Source organism: Rhodococcus sp. SJ-2, from assembly GCF_053750035.1.
On record NZ_CM132340.1, the window covers coordinates 1,416,123 to 1,431,733 of the forward strand.

General features: G+C 65.6%; 14 protein-coding genes. 6 read left to right on the forward strand and 8 right to left on the reverse strand.

Annotation, left to right across the window (positions count from 1 at the left end; genetic code table 11):
- Window positions 1-2 precede the first annotated feature (2 nt).
- The 3 genes from ACSYG9_RS06445 to ACSYG9_RS06455 form a co-directional block, all read right to left on the reverse strand.
- A complete protein-coding gene (locus ACSYG9_RS06445; protein ID WP_454841686.1) occupies window positions 3-1,160 on the reverse strand; it encodes an acyl-CoA dehydrogenase family protein in 1,158 nt (385 codons plus the stop codon).
- 24 nt (window positions 1,161-1,184) lie between these two features.
- On the reverse strand, window positions 1,185-1,994 hold the full coding sequence (locus ACSYG9_RS06450) for a crotonase/enoyl-CoA hydratase family protein (protein ID WP_454841688.1): 810 nt from the start codon (window positions 1,992-1,994) through the stop codon (window positions 1,185-1,187).
- Between the two features lie 119 nt (window positions 1,995-2,113).
- Window positions 2,114-3,544 carry an ABC1 kinase family protein gene (locus ACSYG9_RS06455; RefSeq protein WP_454842896.1) on the reverse strand — a complete coding sequence of 477 codons (1,431 nt, stop codon included), beginning with the start codon at window positions 3,542-3,544 and terminating at the stop codon, window positions 2,114-2,116.
- Between the two features lie 187 nt (window positions 3,545-3,731).
- On the opposite strand from ACSYG9_RS06455, the gene ACSYG9_RS06460 reads away from it, so the two are divergent.
- A complete protein-coding gene (locus ACSYG9_RS06460; RefSeq protein ID WP_454841689.1) occupies window positions 3,732-4,763 on the forward strand; it encodes a sigma-70 family RNA polymerase sigma factor in 1,032 nt (343 codons plus the stop codon).
- Window positions 4,764-4,783: 20 nt separating this feature from the next.
- On the opposite strand, the gene ACSYG9_RS06465 is transcribed toward ACSYG9_RS06460, so the two are convergent.
- Complete coding sequence (locus ACSYG9_RS06465; RefSeq protein WP_454841691.1) at window positions 4,784-5,242, reverse strand: VOC family protein; 459 nt, start codon at window positions 5,240-5,242, stop codon at window positions 4,784-4,786.
- A gap of 70 nt (window positions 5,243-5,312) precedes the next feature.
- Window positions 5,313-5,849 (reverse strand): hypothetical protein, encoded by a 537-nt coding sequence (locus tag ACSYG9_RS06470; RefSeq protein ID WP_454841692.1) that lies wholly within the window; start codon window positions 5,847-5,849, stop codon window positions 5,313-5,315.
- A 115-nt stretch (window positions 5,850-5,964) separates the two neighbouring features.
- Between ACSYG9_RS06470 and ACSYG9_RS06475 the strand changes: the two genes are divergently transcribed.
- Genes ACSYG9_RS06475 through ACSYG9_RS06485 form a run of 3 tightly spaced genes read left to right on the forward strand, consistent with a single transcriptional unit; the run spans window position 5,965 to window position 8,802 of the window.
- Window positions 5,965-7,191, forward strand: a complete 1,227-nt coding sequence (locus ACSYG9_RS06475) for a sensor histidine kinase (protein ID WP_454841693.1) — start codon at window positions 5,965-5,967, stop codon at window positions 7,189-7,191.
- Entirely contained in the window at window positions 7,188-7,826 is a 639-nt protein-coding gene (locus tag ACSYG9_RS06480) for a response regulator (protein ID WP_454841695.1), read from the forward strand. Before ACSYG9_RS06475 ends, ACSYG9_RS06480 begins: the two co-directional genes overlap by 4 nt.
- A 34-nt stretch (window positions 7,827-7,860) precedes the next feature.
- Window positions 7,861-8,802 carry a PaaI family thioesterase gene (locus tag ACSYG9_RS06485; protein WP_454841696.1) on the forward strand — a complete coding sequence of 314 codons (942 nt, stop codon included), beginning with the start codon at window positions 7,861-7,863 and terminating at the stop codon, window positions 8,800-8,802.
- On the opposite strand, the gene ACSYG9_RS06490 is transcribed toward ACSYG9_RS06485, so the two are convergent.
- A complete protein-coding gene (locus tag ACSYG9_RS06490; RefSeq protein WP_454842897.1) occupies window positions 8,777-9,952 on the reverse strand; it encodes a serine hydrolase domain-containing protein in 1,176 nt (391 codons plus the stop codon). The two genes, ACSYG9_RS06485 and ACSYG9_RS06490, sit on opposite strands and share 26 nt — an antisense overlap.
- 180 nt (window positions 9,953-10,132) lie before the next feature.
- Here ACSYG9_RS06490 and ACSYG9_RS06495 point away from each other — a divergent pair, with 180 nt between their 5' ends.
- Window positions 10,133-12,100 (forward strand): M13 family metallopeptidase, encoded by a 1,968-nt coding sequence (locus ACSYG9_RS06495; protein WP_454841697.1) that lies wholly within the window; start codon window positions 10,133-10,135, stop codon window positions 12,098-12,100.
- A 65-nt stretch (window positions 12,101-12,165) separates the two neighbouring features.
- Here the strand turns inward: ACSYG9_RS06495 and ACSYG9_RS06500 are convergent, their stop codons facing one another.
- Both ACSYG9_RS06500 and ACSYG9_RS06505 read right to left on the reverse strand, forming a co-directional pair.
- A complete protein-coding gene (locus tag ACSYG9_RS06500) occupies window positions 12,166-12,888 on the reverse strand; it encodes a M23 family metallopeptidase (protein ID WP_454841699.1) in 723 nt (240 codons plus the stop codon).
- A 276-nt stretch (window positions 12,889-13,164) separates the two neighbouring features.
- Window positions 13,165-13,881, reverse strand: a complete 717-nt coding sequence (locus ACSYG9_RS06505; protein WP_454841700.1) for an enoyl-CoA hydratase/isomerase family protein — start codon at window positions 13,879-13,881, stop codon at window positions 13,165-13,167.
- 161 nt (window positions 13,882-14,042) lie between these two features.
- Between ACSYG9_RS06505 and ACSYG9_RS06510 the strand changes: the two genes are divergently transcribed.
- Window positions 14,043-15,584, forward strand: a complete 1,542-nt coding sequence (locus ACSYG9_RS06510) for an AMP-binding protein (RefSeq protein ID WP_454842898.1) — start codon at window positions 14,043-14,045, stop codon at window positions 15,582-15,584.
- Window positions 15,585-15,611: the final 27 nt, after the last annotated feature.

The window sequence follows — 15,611 nt, forward strand, 5'->3', positions numbered from 1 at the left end:
GATTACAGCCCCAGGTCCTTGGAGATAATCGTCTTCATTACTTCGCTGGTGCCACCGTAGATCCGCGTGACCCGCGTGTCGGCGTAGAGCCGCGCGATCGGGTACTCGGTGATGTAGCCGTAGCCACCGTGCAACTGCAGGCATTTGTCGATGACCCGGCCCGCAACTTCCGTGCAGAACAGTTTTGCGCGCGCGGCGTCGGCGACCGACAGTTCCTTGCGGTCGAGCAGTTCGAGGCAGTGGTCGACGTAGACGCGCGCGGCCTGAGTCTCGGCGGAGCACTCGGCGAGCACGAACTTCGAATTCTGAAAGGAAGCGACGGGCTTACCGAACACCTTGCGGTCCTGCGTGTATGCGATCGCATGCGAGATCGCGGCCTCTGCGAAGCCCACCTGGTTCAGTGCGATGGCGAGGCGCTCCTGCGGAAGGTTGTGGGCAAGGTAGCCGAATCCGGCACCCTCCTCACCGAGGAGGTTCTCGACCGGGACCACGACATCGTTGTAGGACAATTCTGCGGTGTCCTGCTGGTGCAGGCCGATCTTGTTGAGCTTGCGGCCGACAGCGAAGCCTTCGGTCGCGGTCGGGACGGCGATGATCGACAGCCCGCCTCGGCGGTTCTCCGGATCGAACGGCGAGGTGCGGCACACCGTGAGGATCAGATCTGCGGTAGCGCCTCCGGTGATGAAGGTCTTGGCGCCGTTGACGACGTAGTGCGAGCCGTCCGCCGACAGCTTCGCCGTCGTCGCGATATTCGCGAGGTCGGAGCCGGTGCCCGGCTCGGTCATCGCGATCGCGGTCATGTTCGAGCCGTCCGAGAAGCCGGGAAGCCAGCGCTTCTTCTGTTCGTCGGTGGCGTACGCGAGCAGGTACGGCAGGATCAGGCACGCGTGGACGGTGTAACCACCGAAGGACACGCCGGCGCGCGCGACCTCTTCGAACACGATCGTGTTGTAGATGAAGCTGGATTCTCCTCCGCCACCGAATTCTTCGGGTACCTGGATGCCGAGGATGCCGAGTTCGCCGAGTCGACGGAAGAACTCGCGCGGGGGATGCCCGAGCTCGTCCCACTCCTCTCGGTGCGGTGCAACCTCGCGCTCGATGAAATCGCGTACCATCTGGCGGAACGCGTCGTGCTCTTCGGTGAGGATCGTCCTCTTCACAGCTGTGTCCTTCGGTCTCGGAGTTCAGTTACCGGTGAAGTTGCCCGGCCTGCGTTCCATGAACGCGGCGAGAGCTTCTCGGTGGTCTTCGGTGTGGTGCGACAGCGCCTGCAGCGAGGCGGACAGTTCGAGGAGGGTGTCGAGGTCGACGCGCTGCCCTTCCCGGAGCAGCTTCTTGGTCATGCGAAGCGCGTGCGGCGGATTGACGGCGACTCGATCGGCGAGAGCGCGTGCGGTGTCGAGCAGCTCTTCGGGTTCGACAACCTGGGAAACCATGCCCCAGTCGAGTGCGGTGGCTGCGTCGACGCGGTCGCCGGTGAAGGCCATTTCGGCGGCGCGAGCGGCACCGATCGCGCGTGGTAGCAGCCACGCGCCGCCGTCACCGGGGATGATGCCGAGCTTGACGAAGCTCTCCGCGAAGAACGCCTTGGTCGACGCGACCCGCATGTCGCACATCATCGCGAGGTCGCAACCCGCGCCCACGGCTGGTCCGTTGACAGCCGCGATGATGGGCACCTCGCAGTGGAAGATCGCTTTGGGCAGGCGCTGGATGCCGCGCCGGTAGCCGTCGCGGAGCGCATGCGGGGCACCGGCGAACATGCCGGCGCGATCGACCATGTCCTTGACATTGCCGCCCGCGGAGAACGCCGAGCCTGCACCGGTCAGGATCACGACGCGGGTGTCGACGTCCGCGTTCGCGTCGTCGACGAGTGCGACGAGGCGTTCGACGACGTCGTCTCCCGAGATGGGGTTCCGCGCCTCGGGAAGGTTGATCGTCCACGTGACGACGTGGCCGTCCCGTTCGGCGAGTACGACATCCTGCGAGGCGCTCATGGGGGCGTGGTCCTTCCGTAGCGATGCTGTCGACGGTGCCGAACCCAAATTCTTGGGTCGAACGATCGTTAAACTACGGCGTGCGCAACAGACTGTAAAGAGCCCCCGGCCGATTTCGCTCAGTCGGGCAGGCTCACGCCCGATTCGGCAATTCTTATGGCCACTTCCTCGGGAAAGACATTGCGGAAGACGAACGGATCTCGGCCCAGCACCCAGCCCGGGGCGAGCGCGGTTGCATAACGCTCGAAGTAGCCGATCTGCTTACCGAACAGCACCATTTCCTCCGGACTGGTGGTATTCCATTGCCGTCCCAGTGATACGAGCGCACCGATCAGCGCACTGAGCCGGAGCTCCGACAGATCGCGTCCCAGTAGCGGCCCGAAAGTTTCCGCCACCTGCCGGCCGACCTCCACGTCGTCGACGTCGAGGTTCTCCGCGACGCCGAGCTCTCGGATACTCCTCGCAACGGAGGAGAAGTCACCGTCGAGCAGCGCCGAGCGGAACAGCTCACGCAGCACCGTCCGCCACTGTTCGGGGAGTTCGCCGACGATCCCGAAGTCGAGCAGCGCAACGCGGCCGTCGTCCAGGTACCACAGGTTTCCGGCGTGCACATCACCGTGGAACGGGCCGTGCATCAGCACCGCCTCGATCCACACCTTCACGCCGCGCCGAACCAGGAGAGCGGTGTCGAGACCATCGTCCTCCCGCACGACACGATCGAGGGGTGTTCCCTTCAGTCGCTCCATACAGATCACCCGCGGACCACACCACTGCCAGTACACCTCGGGCACAGTGACGAATCGGTTGTCGCCGAACGCCCCGATATTGTTGCGGAAGCGATCCTGCCGGTCCGCTTCGACCGCGGCGTTGAGCTCGGTCATCGTGGCGTTGTAGAGATCGCGGATGATCGCGGGAGTGTTGGCGATCCGGAAGAACTCGAAGATCCGCAGGATCTTGGCGCCGACGTACGCCGCGCGCAGGTCGACGAGCATGCGCCGCGCGATCCCCGGCCGTTGCACCTTGATCACGGCTTCGCGCCCGTCCCGGAGCACACAACCGTGGACCTGCGCCACCGAAGCCGCCGCGAGCGGCACATCGTCGAACGACGAGAACATCTCGCCGATCGGATGCCCGAGGTCTTCCTCGATGACCGCGCGGGCCTGCTCGGACGGGAACGTGGGCACGTCGTCGAGCATGCGCAGGCAGGCGTCGGCGAGCGGAGCGGGAAACAGTCCCGGCGACGACGCGACAAGCTGCCCGAGCTTCACGAACGTGGGTCCGAGGTGTTCGAAAGCGTCGACCGTGCCGTGCGCGGCGGCGTCGACGAGTCTGCGACAGTCAGCACGCCCCACCGACCACCGCAGGATCGCCCACGTCACGAAGGCGACGAGGGCACAGGCGACGACGACCGCGCGTCCGAGTTCGGCGAGCCCGAACCGTTCGAGTGGCGGAGTCTCGACATGCAGCGCGCCCGGAGGCGGCCCACTCGCGAACGGACCCACCGGCCCCGCCCCGTCCGACGCACCGTTCCGCCCGGTGTTCTCGTGCAACACCCGCCCCAATCCCTCCCATCGTGCCCCCCACCAGGACACGGCTTCGTGCACGCTACCCGGAGAACGGCCACAATCGAAGTGCCCGCAACCTGCTTCGGAAGACTTCTCGGTCTGTTATGTGTCGGTGCCCGGTACTACGCTCGGGCAGGTAGTTGTTCAGGAAGTCGACCGAGGGCGGGGACCCATGACAGAGCAGCTCCTTGACACGACATCGAGTGGCCTCGGCGATGCCACATTCATGGATGCCGCCGAACCGTACCGACGCGAATTGCTCGCGCACTGCTACCGCATGAGCGGTTCCCTCCACGACGCCGAAGACCTGGTGCAGGAGACGTACCTGCGGGCGTGGCGCGGATACGACAACTTCGGTGGGCGCTCGTCGTTGCGCACATGGCTGCATCGCATCGCCACCAACGTGTGCCTCACGGCGCTGGAGGGACGCAAGCGCAGACCCTTGCCCACCGGGCTGGGTGCACCGAGCTCCGATCCGACGGACGACCTCGTGACGCGTCAGGAAGTCCCCTGGCTCGAGCCGATTCCCGGCAGTTACACCGACGACGGCCACACCGACGACCCGAGCGATCCCGCAACGATCGTCGCGTCACGTGATTCGATCCGGCTCGCATTCGTCGCCGCGCTCCAGCACCTGTCGGCGCGGCAGCGCGCAGTCCTTCTGTTGCGCGATGTATTGCAGTGGCGAGCAAGCGAAGTCGCTGCCGCTCTCGACACCACTACGGCCGCGGTCAACAGCCTGCTCCAACGCGCCCGCGCGCAACTGCGCGATGTCCAGGAGGCGAAGAGCGAGCTCAGCGAGCCGGACAGTGCCGAAACTCGCGCGCTCGTGAAGCGGTGGGTCGAGGGATTCGAAAAGTATGACATCGACTCGCTCGTCACCATGCTCACGGAGGACGCCATCTGGGAAATGCCGCCGTTCGACGGCTGGTATCAAGGCGCCGACGCCATCGTGACCCTGATCAAGTGCAACTGCCCGGCGAAAGGGCCGGGCGACCAAATCCTGCGCCCCACGATGGCGAACGGACAGCCGGCCCTCGGACTCTACATGCGCGGTGAAGACGGGCAGCATCGCCCGTTTCAGCTCCAGGTTCTCGACGTCGTCGACGGCAAGGTCGCGCACGCGACGGTGTTCTTCAGCGACGATATCGTCGGTCTGTTCGCACGCTTCGGGCTACCGGAAACTCCGGTAGCCCGAAGCTGAGCACCTCGGCAGTCCCCGACTCAGGCCTGAGCGCCCTCGCCCTCGGGAGCCCACTGCCGGGCAGCAGCCTCGACATCCATCCACATGACCTCCCACACGTGGTTGTCGAGGTCGCGGAATGCGCGGCTGTGCGAGAATTCGCCCATCTCGGCGTTTGCCTGCTTCGATCCGGCCGTGACCCACTCGCTGCCGCCCGCGGCGACCGCTCCGTCGACCAACTGGTCCACTGCCTCGCGACTGTCCGCAGACACACACATCAGCACCTCACGTGCAGTCGAGGTGTCGCAGATGTCGTCGTTGATGAAATCGCCGAAGCGCGGCTTCTCGAGCAACATCACGAAGGCCTGTTCGTTGATCTCCAAGCACGCGGTGTTCTCGTCGCAGAACATGTCGTTGAATGTGAACCCGAGCTTGTCGAAGAACGTGCGGGTCGCGGCGATGTTCTCGACTGCGAGGTTGGCGAAGAGCATGCGGGCCATCGGTATCTCCTTGGGTCGGTGAGCGTTCGCTTGGACAGACCCACAGCCGACAGGAAATTCATCGCGCTGATCAGATCTTGCTCAGAACCCACACCGGACCGGTGAGCAACCAGATGGCAGTGATGATCCCGAGCGTGGGAAAGATCGAGTTCAGGGCGGCGCTCTGCGCATCGGTGGCAACGGTCGCGCCGAGCCCCAGCACAGCAGCGCCGCTGATCCCGGCCGCGATGAGCCAGCGCCCGAAACTCACGATCTCGTGCCGGAACGCTTCCGGTCCTTCCTTCGGCGTAGGTGTGGGTTTCTTGCCGTCGGCGAACAGGTAGGCGAACCGACGATCGGCCCAGCGGACGATGCTGGGTCCGAAGGCGACGCTCACTCCCAGATAGATTCCGGCGATGCGGTGGATGTAGCCGACCTCGGTGCCGTTCCGTAGGTCCAGTGCAACAGCAACGAGCAGCACGACGTCGATAACGGGGATCAGCGCGAGGACCACCGCACCGGCCTTCGGCAGGCGCAGCAGATAACGGACGACGAGACCCAGAGCGAGGACCACCCAGAACCCGACCTCGCTGGCGATGATGAATGCGGTGATGTGGCTGGCGAACATGCTTCGAGCATGTCGTCGGGTGGCTCGTCGCCGCGTCCGCCGATCGGGTCGCAGAGCGTCATCACTTCGGATGACGCCGGTCTGTTCGGGCAGGTCGTTGTGATCGAATGGCATCGTGATCGACCGATATGCACCCGCTCTGATCGCACTCTCATATTTCGTGTGCGGCGCGGTGTTGTATCTGCTGGACCTCGGTGCCTTGGTTGCCCACGACGAGACTTCGGTTCAGGTGCGACTGTTGCTTCTCGCTGCCGTGTGCGTACCGATCCTCCTGCGCCGGTCGCACCCCCTACTCGGTCTGGTGCTGGCCGCGGTGCCCGTCGCCGTCGATTTCGCGCTCGGTATCTCCCTACCGGTCTGGCTCGCATACGGCGACCTGCTGTTCGCAGCCGCGCTGTACGGGAGTGCGCGGACGAGCGTGTTCCTGGAGCGGGCACCGATCGTCCCGATCGCAGTACTCGCCGTCGGCTTCGGCATCTTCACGGGCGAGCTGAGGCCGGCGGTATTCGTCGCGGCCATGGGCGCGCTCCTCATCTCACTGCCGGTGTGGTGGGCCCGATCGGTGCGAACCCACCGCGACGCCGCCGAGGCCGAGCGCACCAAAGCCCAGGCGTTGGCCCAGGTCGCCGAACTCGATCGAGCGGCGGCGATCACGTCCGAACGGGCACACCTTGCACGCGATCTCCACGACATCGTTGCCGGGCACCTGTCGGCGATCGCCATCCAGAGCGAGGCCGCGTTGCGGCTACGCGACCGCGATCCGCAGAAGGCGATGTCGGTACTCGAATCGGTGCGAGCCAACAGCGTCGACGCCCTGCGGGAGATGCAATCGATGGTCACCCTGCTGCGTAGCGACGACGTCCGGGAGGGAACTGCCACCGCGGGGCGGCTTTCCGATCTGACCGCTCTCGTGGCGTCGGCCGAGGCGAGCGGCAGCATCGTTACCGTGGAGGCCCCCGACCTGACCGGACTTGATGCCGACGTGGACGTGACCGCCTTCCGAATCATCCAGGAAGCCATGACGAACGCAACGAAACACGCCCCCGGACTCCCTGTCCTCGTGCAACTCGGGATGGACGATCGCGAACTCACGATCCGAGTGTCGAACCCGCTTCCCCCGGACCGGGGTCGAGCGGAGCCCGCCCGTGTCGGACACGGTGGCTCGCACGGTCTGCGCAACATCGCCGAACGCGCCGCAGCCATCGGTGGCCGCGCCCGCTCGCAGATCGTCGAGGGCTCAGGCGAGCGAAGCGACGGGAAGGACCAAGGCGAGCGAAGCGACAGGGAGAAACGGTGGCGAACGGAAGTACATCTGCCGCTGCGAGACGGAGGCCCTCGATGACCATCACTGTGCTGCTCGCCGACGACCACACCGCCATCCGCAGCGGCCTGCGGATGATTCTCGAGTCCGACCCCGACATCGAGGTGGTCGGTGAAGCAGCCGATGGCTCTGTCGCCGTGTCGCAGGTGCGAGCTCTGAAACCTGACGTGGTGCTGATGGACATCAGGATGCCGGGGACCGACGGCATCGCCGCGACGCGCATCATCGCCTCGGAAACCGAAAGCCGGGTCCTCGTGCTCACCAGCTTCGAGATCGACGAATACGTGTTCGACAGTCTCCGGGCCGGCGCGGGCGGCTACCTTCTCAAATCTGCATCGGCCGATGCCCTCCTGCATGCGATCCGCTCGGTCCATGCGGGCGACGGGGTGCTCGCGCCTGAGGTAACCAGAACGGTGATCGACGCGTTCGCTGCCGTACGTGAGCACACGCCCGCGCCTGTTCCCGCTCTCGACACTCTCACGGGCCGCGAGCGCGAAGTGTTCGACCTCATCGGTGAAGGTCTGTCGAACAGGCAGATCGCCACCCGCCTCGGGGTGAGCGAAACCACCGTCAAGACACATGTCGCGCGGGTTCTGCACAAGCTGGATCTGCGGTCGAGGATCCAGGCCGCGATCCTCGCGCACGAGTCCCGCTGAGCCGCTTCTGAACGCCTGGGTGACAATCGTGGGCATGACGCTCGAGGCAGCCACGTTTCCGATCGACCGACCTACCGCGTATTCAGGGGTCGGTGTGAACGTGTCGGGGCCCGGTTCGCTGACGCTGACTCAAATGGTCGGCCCCCGCTTCTACGACCACCGCGGACAGGTCACGATGTCGGCGTTGGGGGCGTTCGCCGATGTCGCTGTGGGTGGCCCCACCAGCGTCGCGCGCGTGCACGCCACGGGTGTCCGCCCGCAGGGCGTGCTCTCCCGGCTCACCGCATCGACCGCCGCTCCGTTTCCGGTGGCCGGTGAAGTTACCGGTATCGGTCGTGCGCTGCATTTCGACGACACCTCGGGCTTGTCATCGGCGGAGGTCCTCGACGAGCACGGCAACGTGGTCTTGCACCTGACCGGACGGATGATCGTCGTGGGTCGGGCACCGGTCGACAGCGTCACCGACTCGGCCGCCCTCACCGTGGACGGCACCGCAGACCCACGCGAGTCGTGGGTCGGGGCCGATGTCCTCGACTCGATGGCCGGCGTCGATATCGTCGGCGGCATCGCCGCAGGCTCGCTTCCCAGGGGTCCGCTCGCCGAGATGCTCGATCTTCGGGTGCACAGCGTCGAGCGCGGCGCCGTCCGTGCCACAGTCTCCCCCGCAGAGTGGACCGCCAATCTGATCGGTTCGATTCAGGGCGGTGTCCTCCTCTCGATCGCGGAGACCGCCAGCAGTCTCGCGGCGCAGACTCTCACCGATGTGGGTGGGCACTACCGGATGCTAGAGATCTCACTCGACTACCTGCGCTCGCCTGCCGCGCCCGGTCCTGCCGTGCACTTGCAGTCAGCCGTGGTGCGCGCGGGGCGGCGCCTCGCGTCCCTGGAAACGTTGCTGACCGGCGAGGACGGCACCGTGTACGTGCGAGCCCATGCGAACGTGCAGTTGTTCATCCCGACCGCCGGGCAGCGGTGATCGCGGCGCCGCCGAGCCGCGGGAACCGTCCGTCCGAGATCGTGGTGTACGCGTTGCCCAGCCGGTTGGTCACGAAGGCGAACGACAGTCCGGTCTCGGGATCGGCGAACGCGCCGGAACCTCCGAATCCGTAGTGCCCGATGGACCTGAGCGGTTGCTGCCGCACCGCGACCCAAGCGGGGTGGTAGCCGAGCCGCCAGTTGGGCCGAAAACCGAGGACGTAGTCGCGGCGACGCGTCTGTGTTTCGAGCAGTTGTTCGACGGTCTCGTCCTTCAGCAGCCGGTGGTCACCACCGTCCAGGGCACCCCCGTTTGCGAGCGCGCCGTACATCCGGGCGAGCGAGCGTGCGGTGAATACTCCGTTCCAGCCGGGCATCACTGCGTCGTGGGCGCGGGGGCTGCGCATCACCTCGTCGAATCCCTCGGCCATTCCGGCCTCGGCGAGGCCTTTGATCCCGGGCATCCGCGACATCACAGCGCTGGTGGTCGCCCACGGCGCAGGAAGAAAGTTGATCTTGGGGAAAACTCGCGCGATGCGGTGCCGCTGCTCGGGGGGCACGCGGTACCAGTACTCCGCTGCTCCGAACTCCTCTGCACCGAGCGGCTCGGCGATCTCCTGTCCGACAAGATCCTGGAACGGTACGCCCGAGACCCGCGCGGCGACCTCCGCAACGAGGTTTCCGTAGGTCACGGCGTGGTAGCCCGGGCCTGCGCGCCTGCGCGCGTCCGGTGGGGCTGCCGCGAGTGCCGCGGCGACCTTCTCGGAGTCGAGCAGACCGTATCGTCCCGGAACGAGCCCGCGGATCTTGTGCAGACCCGCGCGATGCGACATGAGTTCGCGGACGGTGATGGCCTCTTTCCCGGCTGCACCGAATTCGGGCCAGTACTGCGCGACCGGCGCGTCGTACGACACCAGGCCACGCTCGGCGAGACGATGCAACACCGTGCTGGCGACGCCTTTGCCTGTCGAGAACGACAGCACGATCGTGTCACAGGCCCAGCGGCGCTGTTTGTCGGCCCATCCCGCCCAGACATCGAGTACGGGTTCACCGTGCAGGTACGCGGCGATCGCGCCGCCGCCCTGGCCAGGTTTGTCGAACATCCTGAAGAAGAGGTCGGCGACGGGCAGGAATCGCTTGTCGACGAGCATTTCCGTGCGCAACGTCGCGTTCGACGCCGGCACCCGTTCGTCACCGCTGGCCACCGTGTTCTTCTCCTGTCCGTAGGTTCCCGACCCGATGGTAGGGATCGCCCGGACGACGTGCGCACGTTCTCCGGCGTTGGAGCGCTTACTGCGTCCGGACTGTTACGAGGTGTAAGGATGGTTGGCATGACCACTGCGCACTCGGAGACCCGATCCGGAATCGATCTCGACCACGTCGACGAGGGCACACGCGCCCAGGACGACCTGTTCGAGCACGTCAACGGCCGTTGGCTCACCGAACACGAGATCCCGGCCGACCGCGCCCTCGACGGCGCCTTCCGCACTCTCGCCGACAAGGCCGAGGTGGATGTGCGAACGATCATCGGGGAGGCGGCCGACTCGGACGCCGCACCTGGAACCGATGCACAGAAGATCGGCGACCTGTTCACGAGTTACATGGACACCGACACGATCGAGGCCGCCGGGCTCGGGCCGATCGCCGGCGAACTGTCGTCTGTCGCGGATGCCACCGACCGCACCGCACTCGCGTCGGTGCTCGGGCAGTTGCAGCGAGTGGGTGTGGGCGGCGCGTTCGGGCATTACGTCGATACTGATTCGAAGAATTCCCAGCGCTACCTGATGCATGTCGCGCAGGGCGGCATCGGGTTGCCCGACGAGTCGTACTACCGCGAGGACCAGTACGCCGAGATCCGCGACGAATATGTCGCGCATATCGGCAGGATGTTCGTGCTCGCAGGCATCGAACACGATCCGCAGCGTGTGCTCGCGCTCGAGTCGAAATTGGCCGCGGGGCATTGGGACGTCGTCAAGCGTCGCGATGCCGACTTGACGTACAACCTCGTCACCCTCGATTCGGTGCTCGCCGATCACCCCGATTTCGACTGGTCCGGCTGGATTGCCGCGACGGGGGCCACCGCACAGCAGTGGGCCGAGATCGTGGTGCGGCAGCCGAGCTTCCTCGAAGTGTTCACGCAGGTGTGGGCAAGTGAGTCGCTCGAGGATTGGAAGGCGTGGGCGTCGTGGCGGATCTTGCGCGCACGTGCCCCGTATCTGGCCGACGCGTTCGTCGACGAGAACTTCGCGTTCTACGGCCGCACTCTCACGGGCGCCGAGGAGATTCGCGAACGTTGGAAGCGCGGCGTGTCACTCGTGCAGGACCTTCTCGGTGAGGCCGTCGGGAAGCTCTACGTCGAACGCCATTTCCCGGCCGAAGCAAAAACTCGCATGCAGGTACTCGTCGAGAACCTCACGGAGGCATACCGTCAGAGCATCACGAATCTGGAGTGGATGAGCCCGGAGACCCGTCAGGCAGCACTCCGAAAGCTCGAGAAGTTCACGCCGAAGGTGGGCTACCCCGACAAGTGGCGGGACTACTCGGCGGTCACGATCACCCGCAGCGACGTGGTGGGTAACTACCGCAGCGGTTACGCAGCCGAGTACGACCACGAACTCGCCAAGCTCGGCGGCCCCGTCGACCGCGACGAGTGGTTCATGACTCCCCAGACCGTCAATGCCTACTACAACCCGGGCATGAACGAGATCGTCTTTCCCGCGGCAATCCTGCAGCCACCGTTCTTCGACCTGCATGCCGACGACGCCGCGAACTACGGCGGGATCGGAGCGGTCATCGGACACGAGATCGGTCACGGCTTCGACGACCAGGGCGCCAAGTACGACGGCGACGGCAACCTCGAGAACTGGTGGACCGACTCGGACCGCACCGAATTCGGAAAGCGCACCGCAGCTCTCATCGCCCAGTACGACGAGTTCGAACCGAAGGCGCTTCCCGGCAAGCACGTCAACGGCAGCTTCACCATCGGTGAGAACATCGGCGATCTGGGCGGACTGTCGATCGCTTTGAAGGCCTACGAGATTGCCGTCGGGGAGAAAGAGCCGCCGGTCCTCGACGGACTGACGGGTCTGCAACGGGTGTTCTTCGGGTGGGCACAGGTGTGGCGCACGAAGGTGCGCGACGAGGAGGCGACGCGCCGGCTCGCTGTCGATCCGCACTCACCGCCGGAGTTCCGGTGCAACGGCGTCGTGCGCAACATCGATGCGTTCCACACCGCATTCGACGTGAAGCCGGGCGACGGACTCTACCTCGAACCCGAGGAGCGCGTGAAGATCTGGTGATCGAACGATCGCGGCCCCCGCACACCGACCAGGTGTGCGGGGGCCGCGATCGTGGAGCAGGCGACTCAGGACAGATGTGTGCCGGGGATGGGGATTCCGCGGTTCGCGAGCCACGGGGCGGGATCGATCTTGGTGCCGTCGGCGAGGTGAACCTCGTAGTGGAGGTGCGGTCCCGTGGATTGCCCGCGATTTCCCATCGTGGCGATCTGGTCGCCGGCGCTGACCGGCTGGCCGACCGAGACCAGCGACCGGTCGATGTGGCCGTAGACACCGACGGTGCCGTCGTCCTGCTGCACTCGGACCCACAGCCCGAATCCCGATGCGGGGCCGGTCTCGATCACATGACCGTTGGTGACGGCGAGAATCGGAGTTCCGATGGGGCCTGCGATGTCGATGCCGTTGTGGTTGGTGCCCCACCGGGCACCGTAGCCGGAGGTGAAGATACCCGCGGCAGGGAACACCGATGCGGGACGGCGCGCCGCTTCCTCGCGTGCGGCCTGCTCCGCCGCCTCACGCGCGATGCGATCCAGTTCGGCCTGGTGCGCCGCTGCCGCCTCGGCGATGCGCTGTTGTTCGCGTTCGGTGGCCTTGCGGAGCTTCTCCGAGTAGCTCGACGTGTCGATTCCCGGAACGGACAGCACCTGCGGCGCCGTGGACAACGCCTCGTTGCTTCCGGTCCACGAGATCCCGGCCTGCGCGCGGGGCGTCGTGTTGTCGGCATGGGCAGCCGTCGTTCCGGCTGCCGTCACGGCCCCGGTGACGAGTACGAGCGATATCCACCTCCCCACGCGCACGGTAGCGGGGCGGCCTCGGGAGGCGACGGGCGAAGCATGGTTCTGGGCAGTGAAAGACAAAACAGCGTTCCTCTGAGCGGCCTCTCGGTAACGAAAGGGTTACGAATCCATCACAGAGTACGTGTTTCTCAATCACCCGCGGCGTGTCGATTTGACGCAGACCGATTGCGAATCAGAGAAATGTCCGAAATTTCTCCACATGAGTCACAGGAACACCACTCACTCTCATCCATGACATCGAAAGTGTGTGCGGGTTCACGAGCCGAAGCGTCACCTTCCGCGGTTCATCACCTTGTCTGCGGCTTCCCAATGAGCGTCGGCGACCCACAACTCGGCGAACGCATCGATCGCCTCATCGGGCGACGCGCCACTGATGACGTGCTTGATCGAACCGGACGACTCATTGACGAGCGAGCGCGCCAGTGCGCGCCAGCCCTCGTCGAATGATTCGCGAGGCAACACCTGATCGACGAGACCGACACGGCGGGCGTCCTCTGCGCCGAGGATCGTTCCCGAGCCCGCGAGCATGAGCGCCCGGCCACGGCCCACGAGGGCAGCAAGGCGCTCGGCCCCTCCCCACGCGGGCATGATGGCGAGCGAGACCTGGTTGAACCCGATCTTGATGTCGTCGGCGGCGATTCGGATATCGGCCGCTACGGCGAACTCCGCACCGCCCCCGAGCGCATGACCGTTGAGCGCCGCGACCACCGGGCCCGGGAAGGCTGCGATCCTGTCGCAGATCGTCCGCATACGCCTTGCCATATCCGCGGCCTGCTCCAGGGTGCGCAGCTTGGCCAGTTCTTTGAGGTCGCCTCCGGAGACGAATGCGCGGTCGCCCGCGCCGGTGATGACCAGGACGCGAGCATCCCCCACCTTGTCGAGCGTTTCGTCCAGACGATCCATCGTCTCGAGCGAGATCGCGTTGCGCGCCTGCGGACGATCGATCGTGAGGACCGCCAATCCGTCATCCAGTTCGAGCTCGACCATAGGGTGATTCTCCCAAGTGATATTGGAATTCTTCCTTAGAGAGAATAACATGCTCGAAGCTGATGCAGATCAGCAGGAACTCCGCCGACGCCGCGGTGTACCTCGGCGCGGCTCCGCCAGACATGGAGCGCAAGCTCCACCACGACATGGAGCGCAACACGATGCGGCAGATACCCCCCGAGCTGGTCGAACGTTACGAAAACGAAGGGTGGTGGACACGCGACACCCTCGGCGACCTTCTCGCCCGCGGCCTCAAAGCCGCTCCGGACACCGAGTTCCGGATCTTCTCCGACGCACGACCGTGGGAGGGCACCTTCGCCGACGTCGAACTCGTGGCACGTCGGCTCGCGTCGGGACTGCGCAAGCGCGGCGTAGGCCCGGGCGACACCGTCGCGTTCCAGCTACCCAACTGGATGGAGGCCGCGGCGGTCTTCTGGGCATCGTCGTTCCTCGGCGCCGCCGTCGTGCCGATCGTGCACTTCTACGGACGTAAGGAACTCGCCTACATCCTGGGTGAGGCCGAGCCGAAAGCGTTCGTGAGCGCCGAGCGATTCGGAAACATGGAATTCCAACCCGATCTGTGCGCCGACATCGCGGTCGTCGGCGTCGTCGGCCAGGACTCGTTCGAGGACCTGCTCGACGACGAACCGTTCGAGGGTGTACTTCCCACCGACACCGCAGGCCCCGCGCTGCTGGCATTCACGTCCGGCACCACGAGCAACCCCAAGGGTGTGATCCACAGCCACCGGAGTCTCGGGTGTGAGACCCGACAGCTCGCCGCGCGCTACCCCGCCGACCGCGGCAAGCAGCTGACGGCCGCGCCGGTCGGTCACTTCATCGGCATGGTCAACGCCTTCCTCATTCCGGTCCTCGACGGCAGCCCGATCAATCTGCTCGACGTGTGGAATCCTCAGCGAGCACTGCAACTCATGGAGACCGAGGCTCTCGTGGTGGGTGGCGGAGCCACCTACTTCATGACGAGCCTCGTCGATCACCCCGATTTCGCTCCCGAGCTGCACATTCCGTTCATGAAGTATGCGGGGCTCGGCGGTTCCACGGTCCCTGCAGCAGTGACTCGCCGACTCTCCGACCTCGGCATCATCGTCTTCCGCGCGTACGGCAGCACCGAGCACCCGTCGATCACGAGTTCACTGGTGACCGACCCCGAGGACAAGCGGCTCTACACCGACGGCAATGCCGCCCCTGGCGTCGAGATCCGGCTGACCGACGAGGGCGAGATCCTCAGCCGCGGGCCGGACCTGTGCGCCGGCTACACGGATCCCGAACTGACCGCGAAGGCGTTCGACGACGAGGGCTGGTATCACACCGGTGATATCGGAGTGCTCGACGACGACGGCTATCTCACCATCACCGACCGCAAGGCCGACTTCATCATCCGCGGTGGCGAGAACATCAGTGCCCTCGAGGTCGAGGAGGTTCTGCTCACCCTGCCCTCGGTCGCGGAGGCCGCGGTCGTCTCCGCTCCCGATGAGCGCCTCGGCGAGCACGCCGCAGCGGTGTTGAGGCTGCATCCGGGGCATGCGCTGCCCTCGCTCGACGACGTCAGAGCCCACTTCACGCAGGCAGGCCTCGCGAAGCAGAAGTGGCCCGAGGAGTTGCACGAAGTCACCGACTTCCCCCGCACCGCAAGCGGCAAGATCCAGAAGTTCTTGGTCCGAAAGGATATTGCGGCACGCAACTGAAGAGAATAGTATTCTCACAACGAGAGA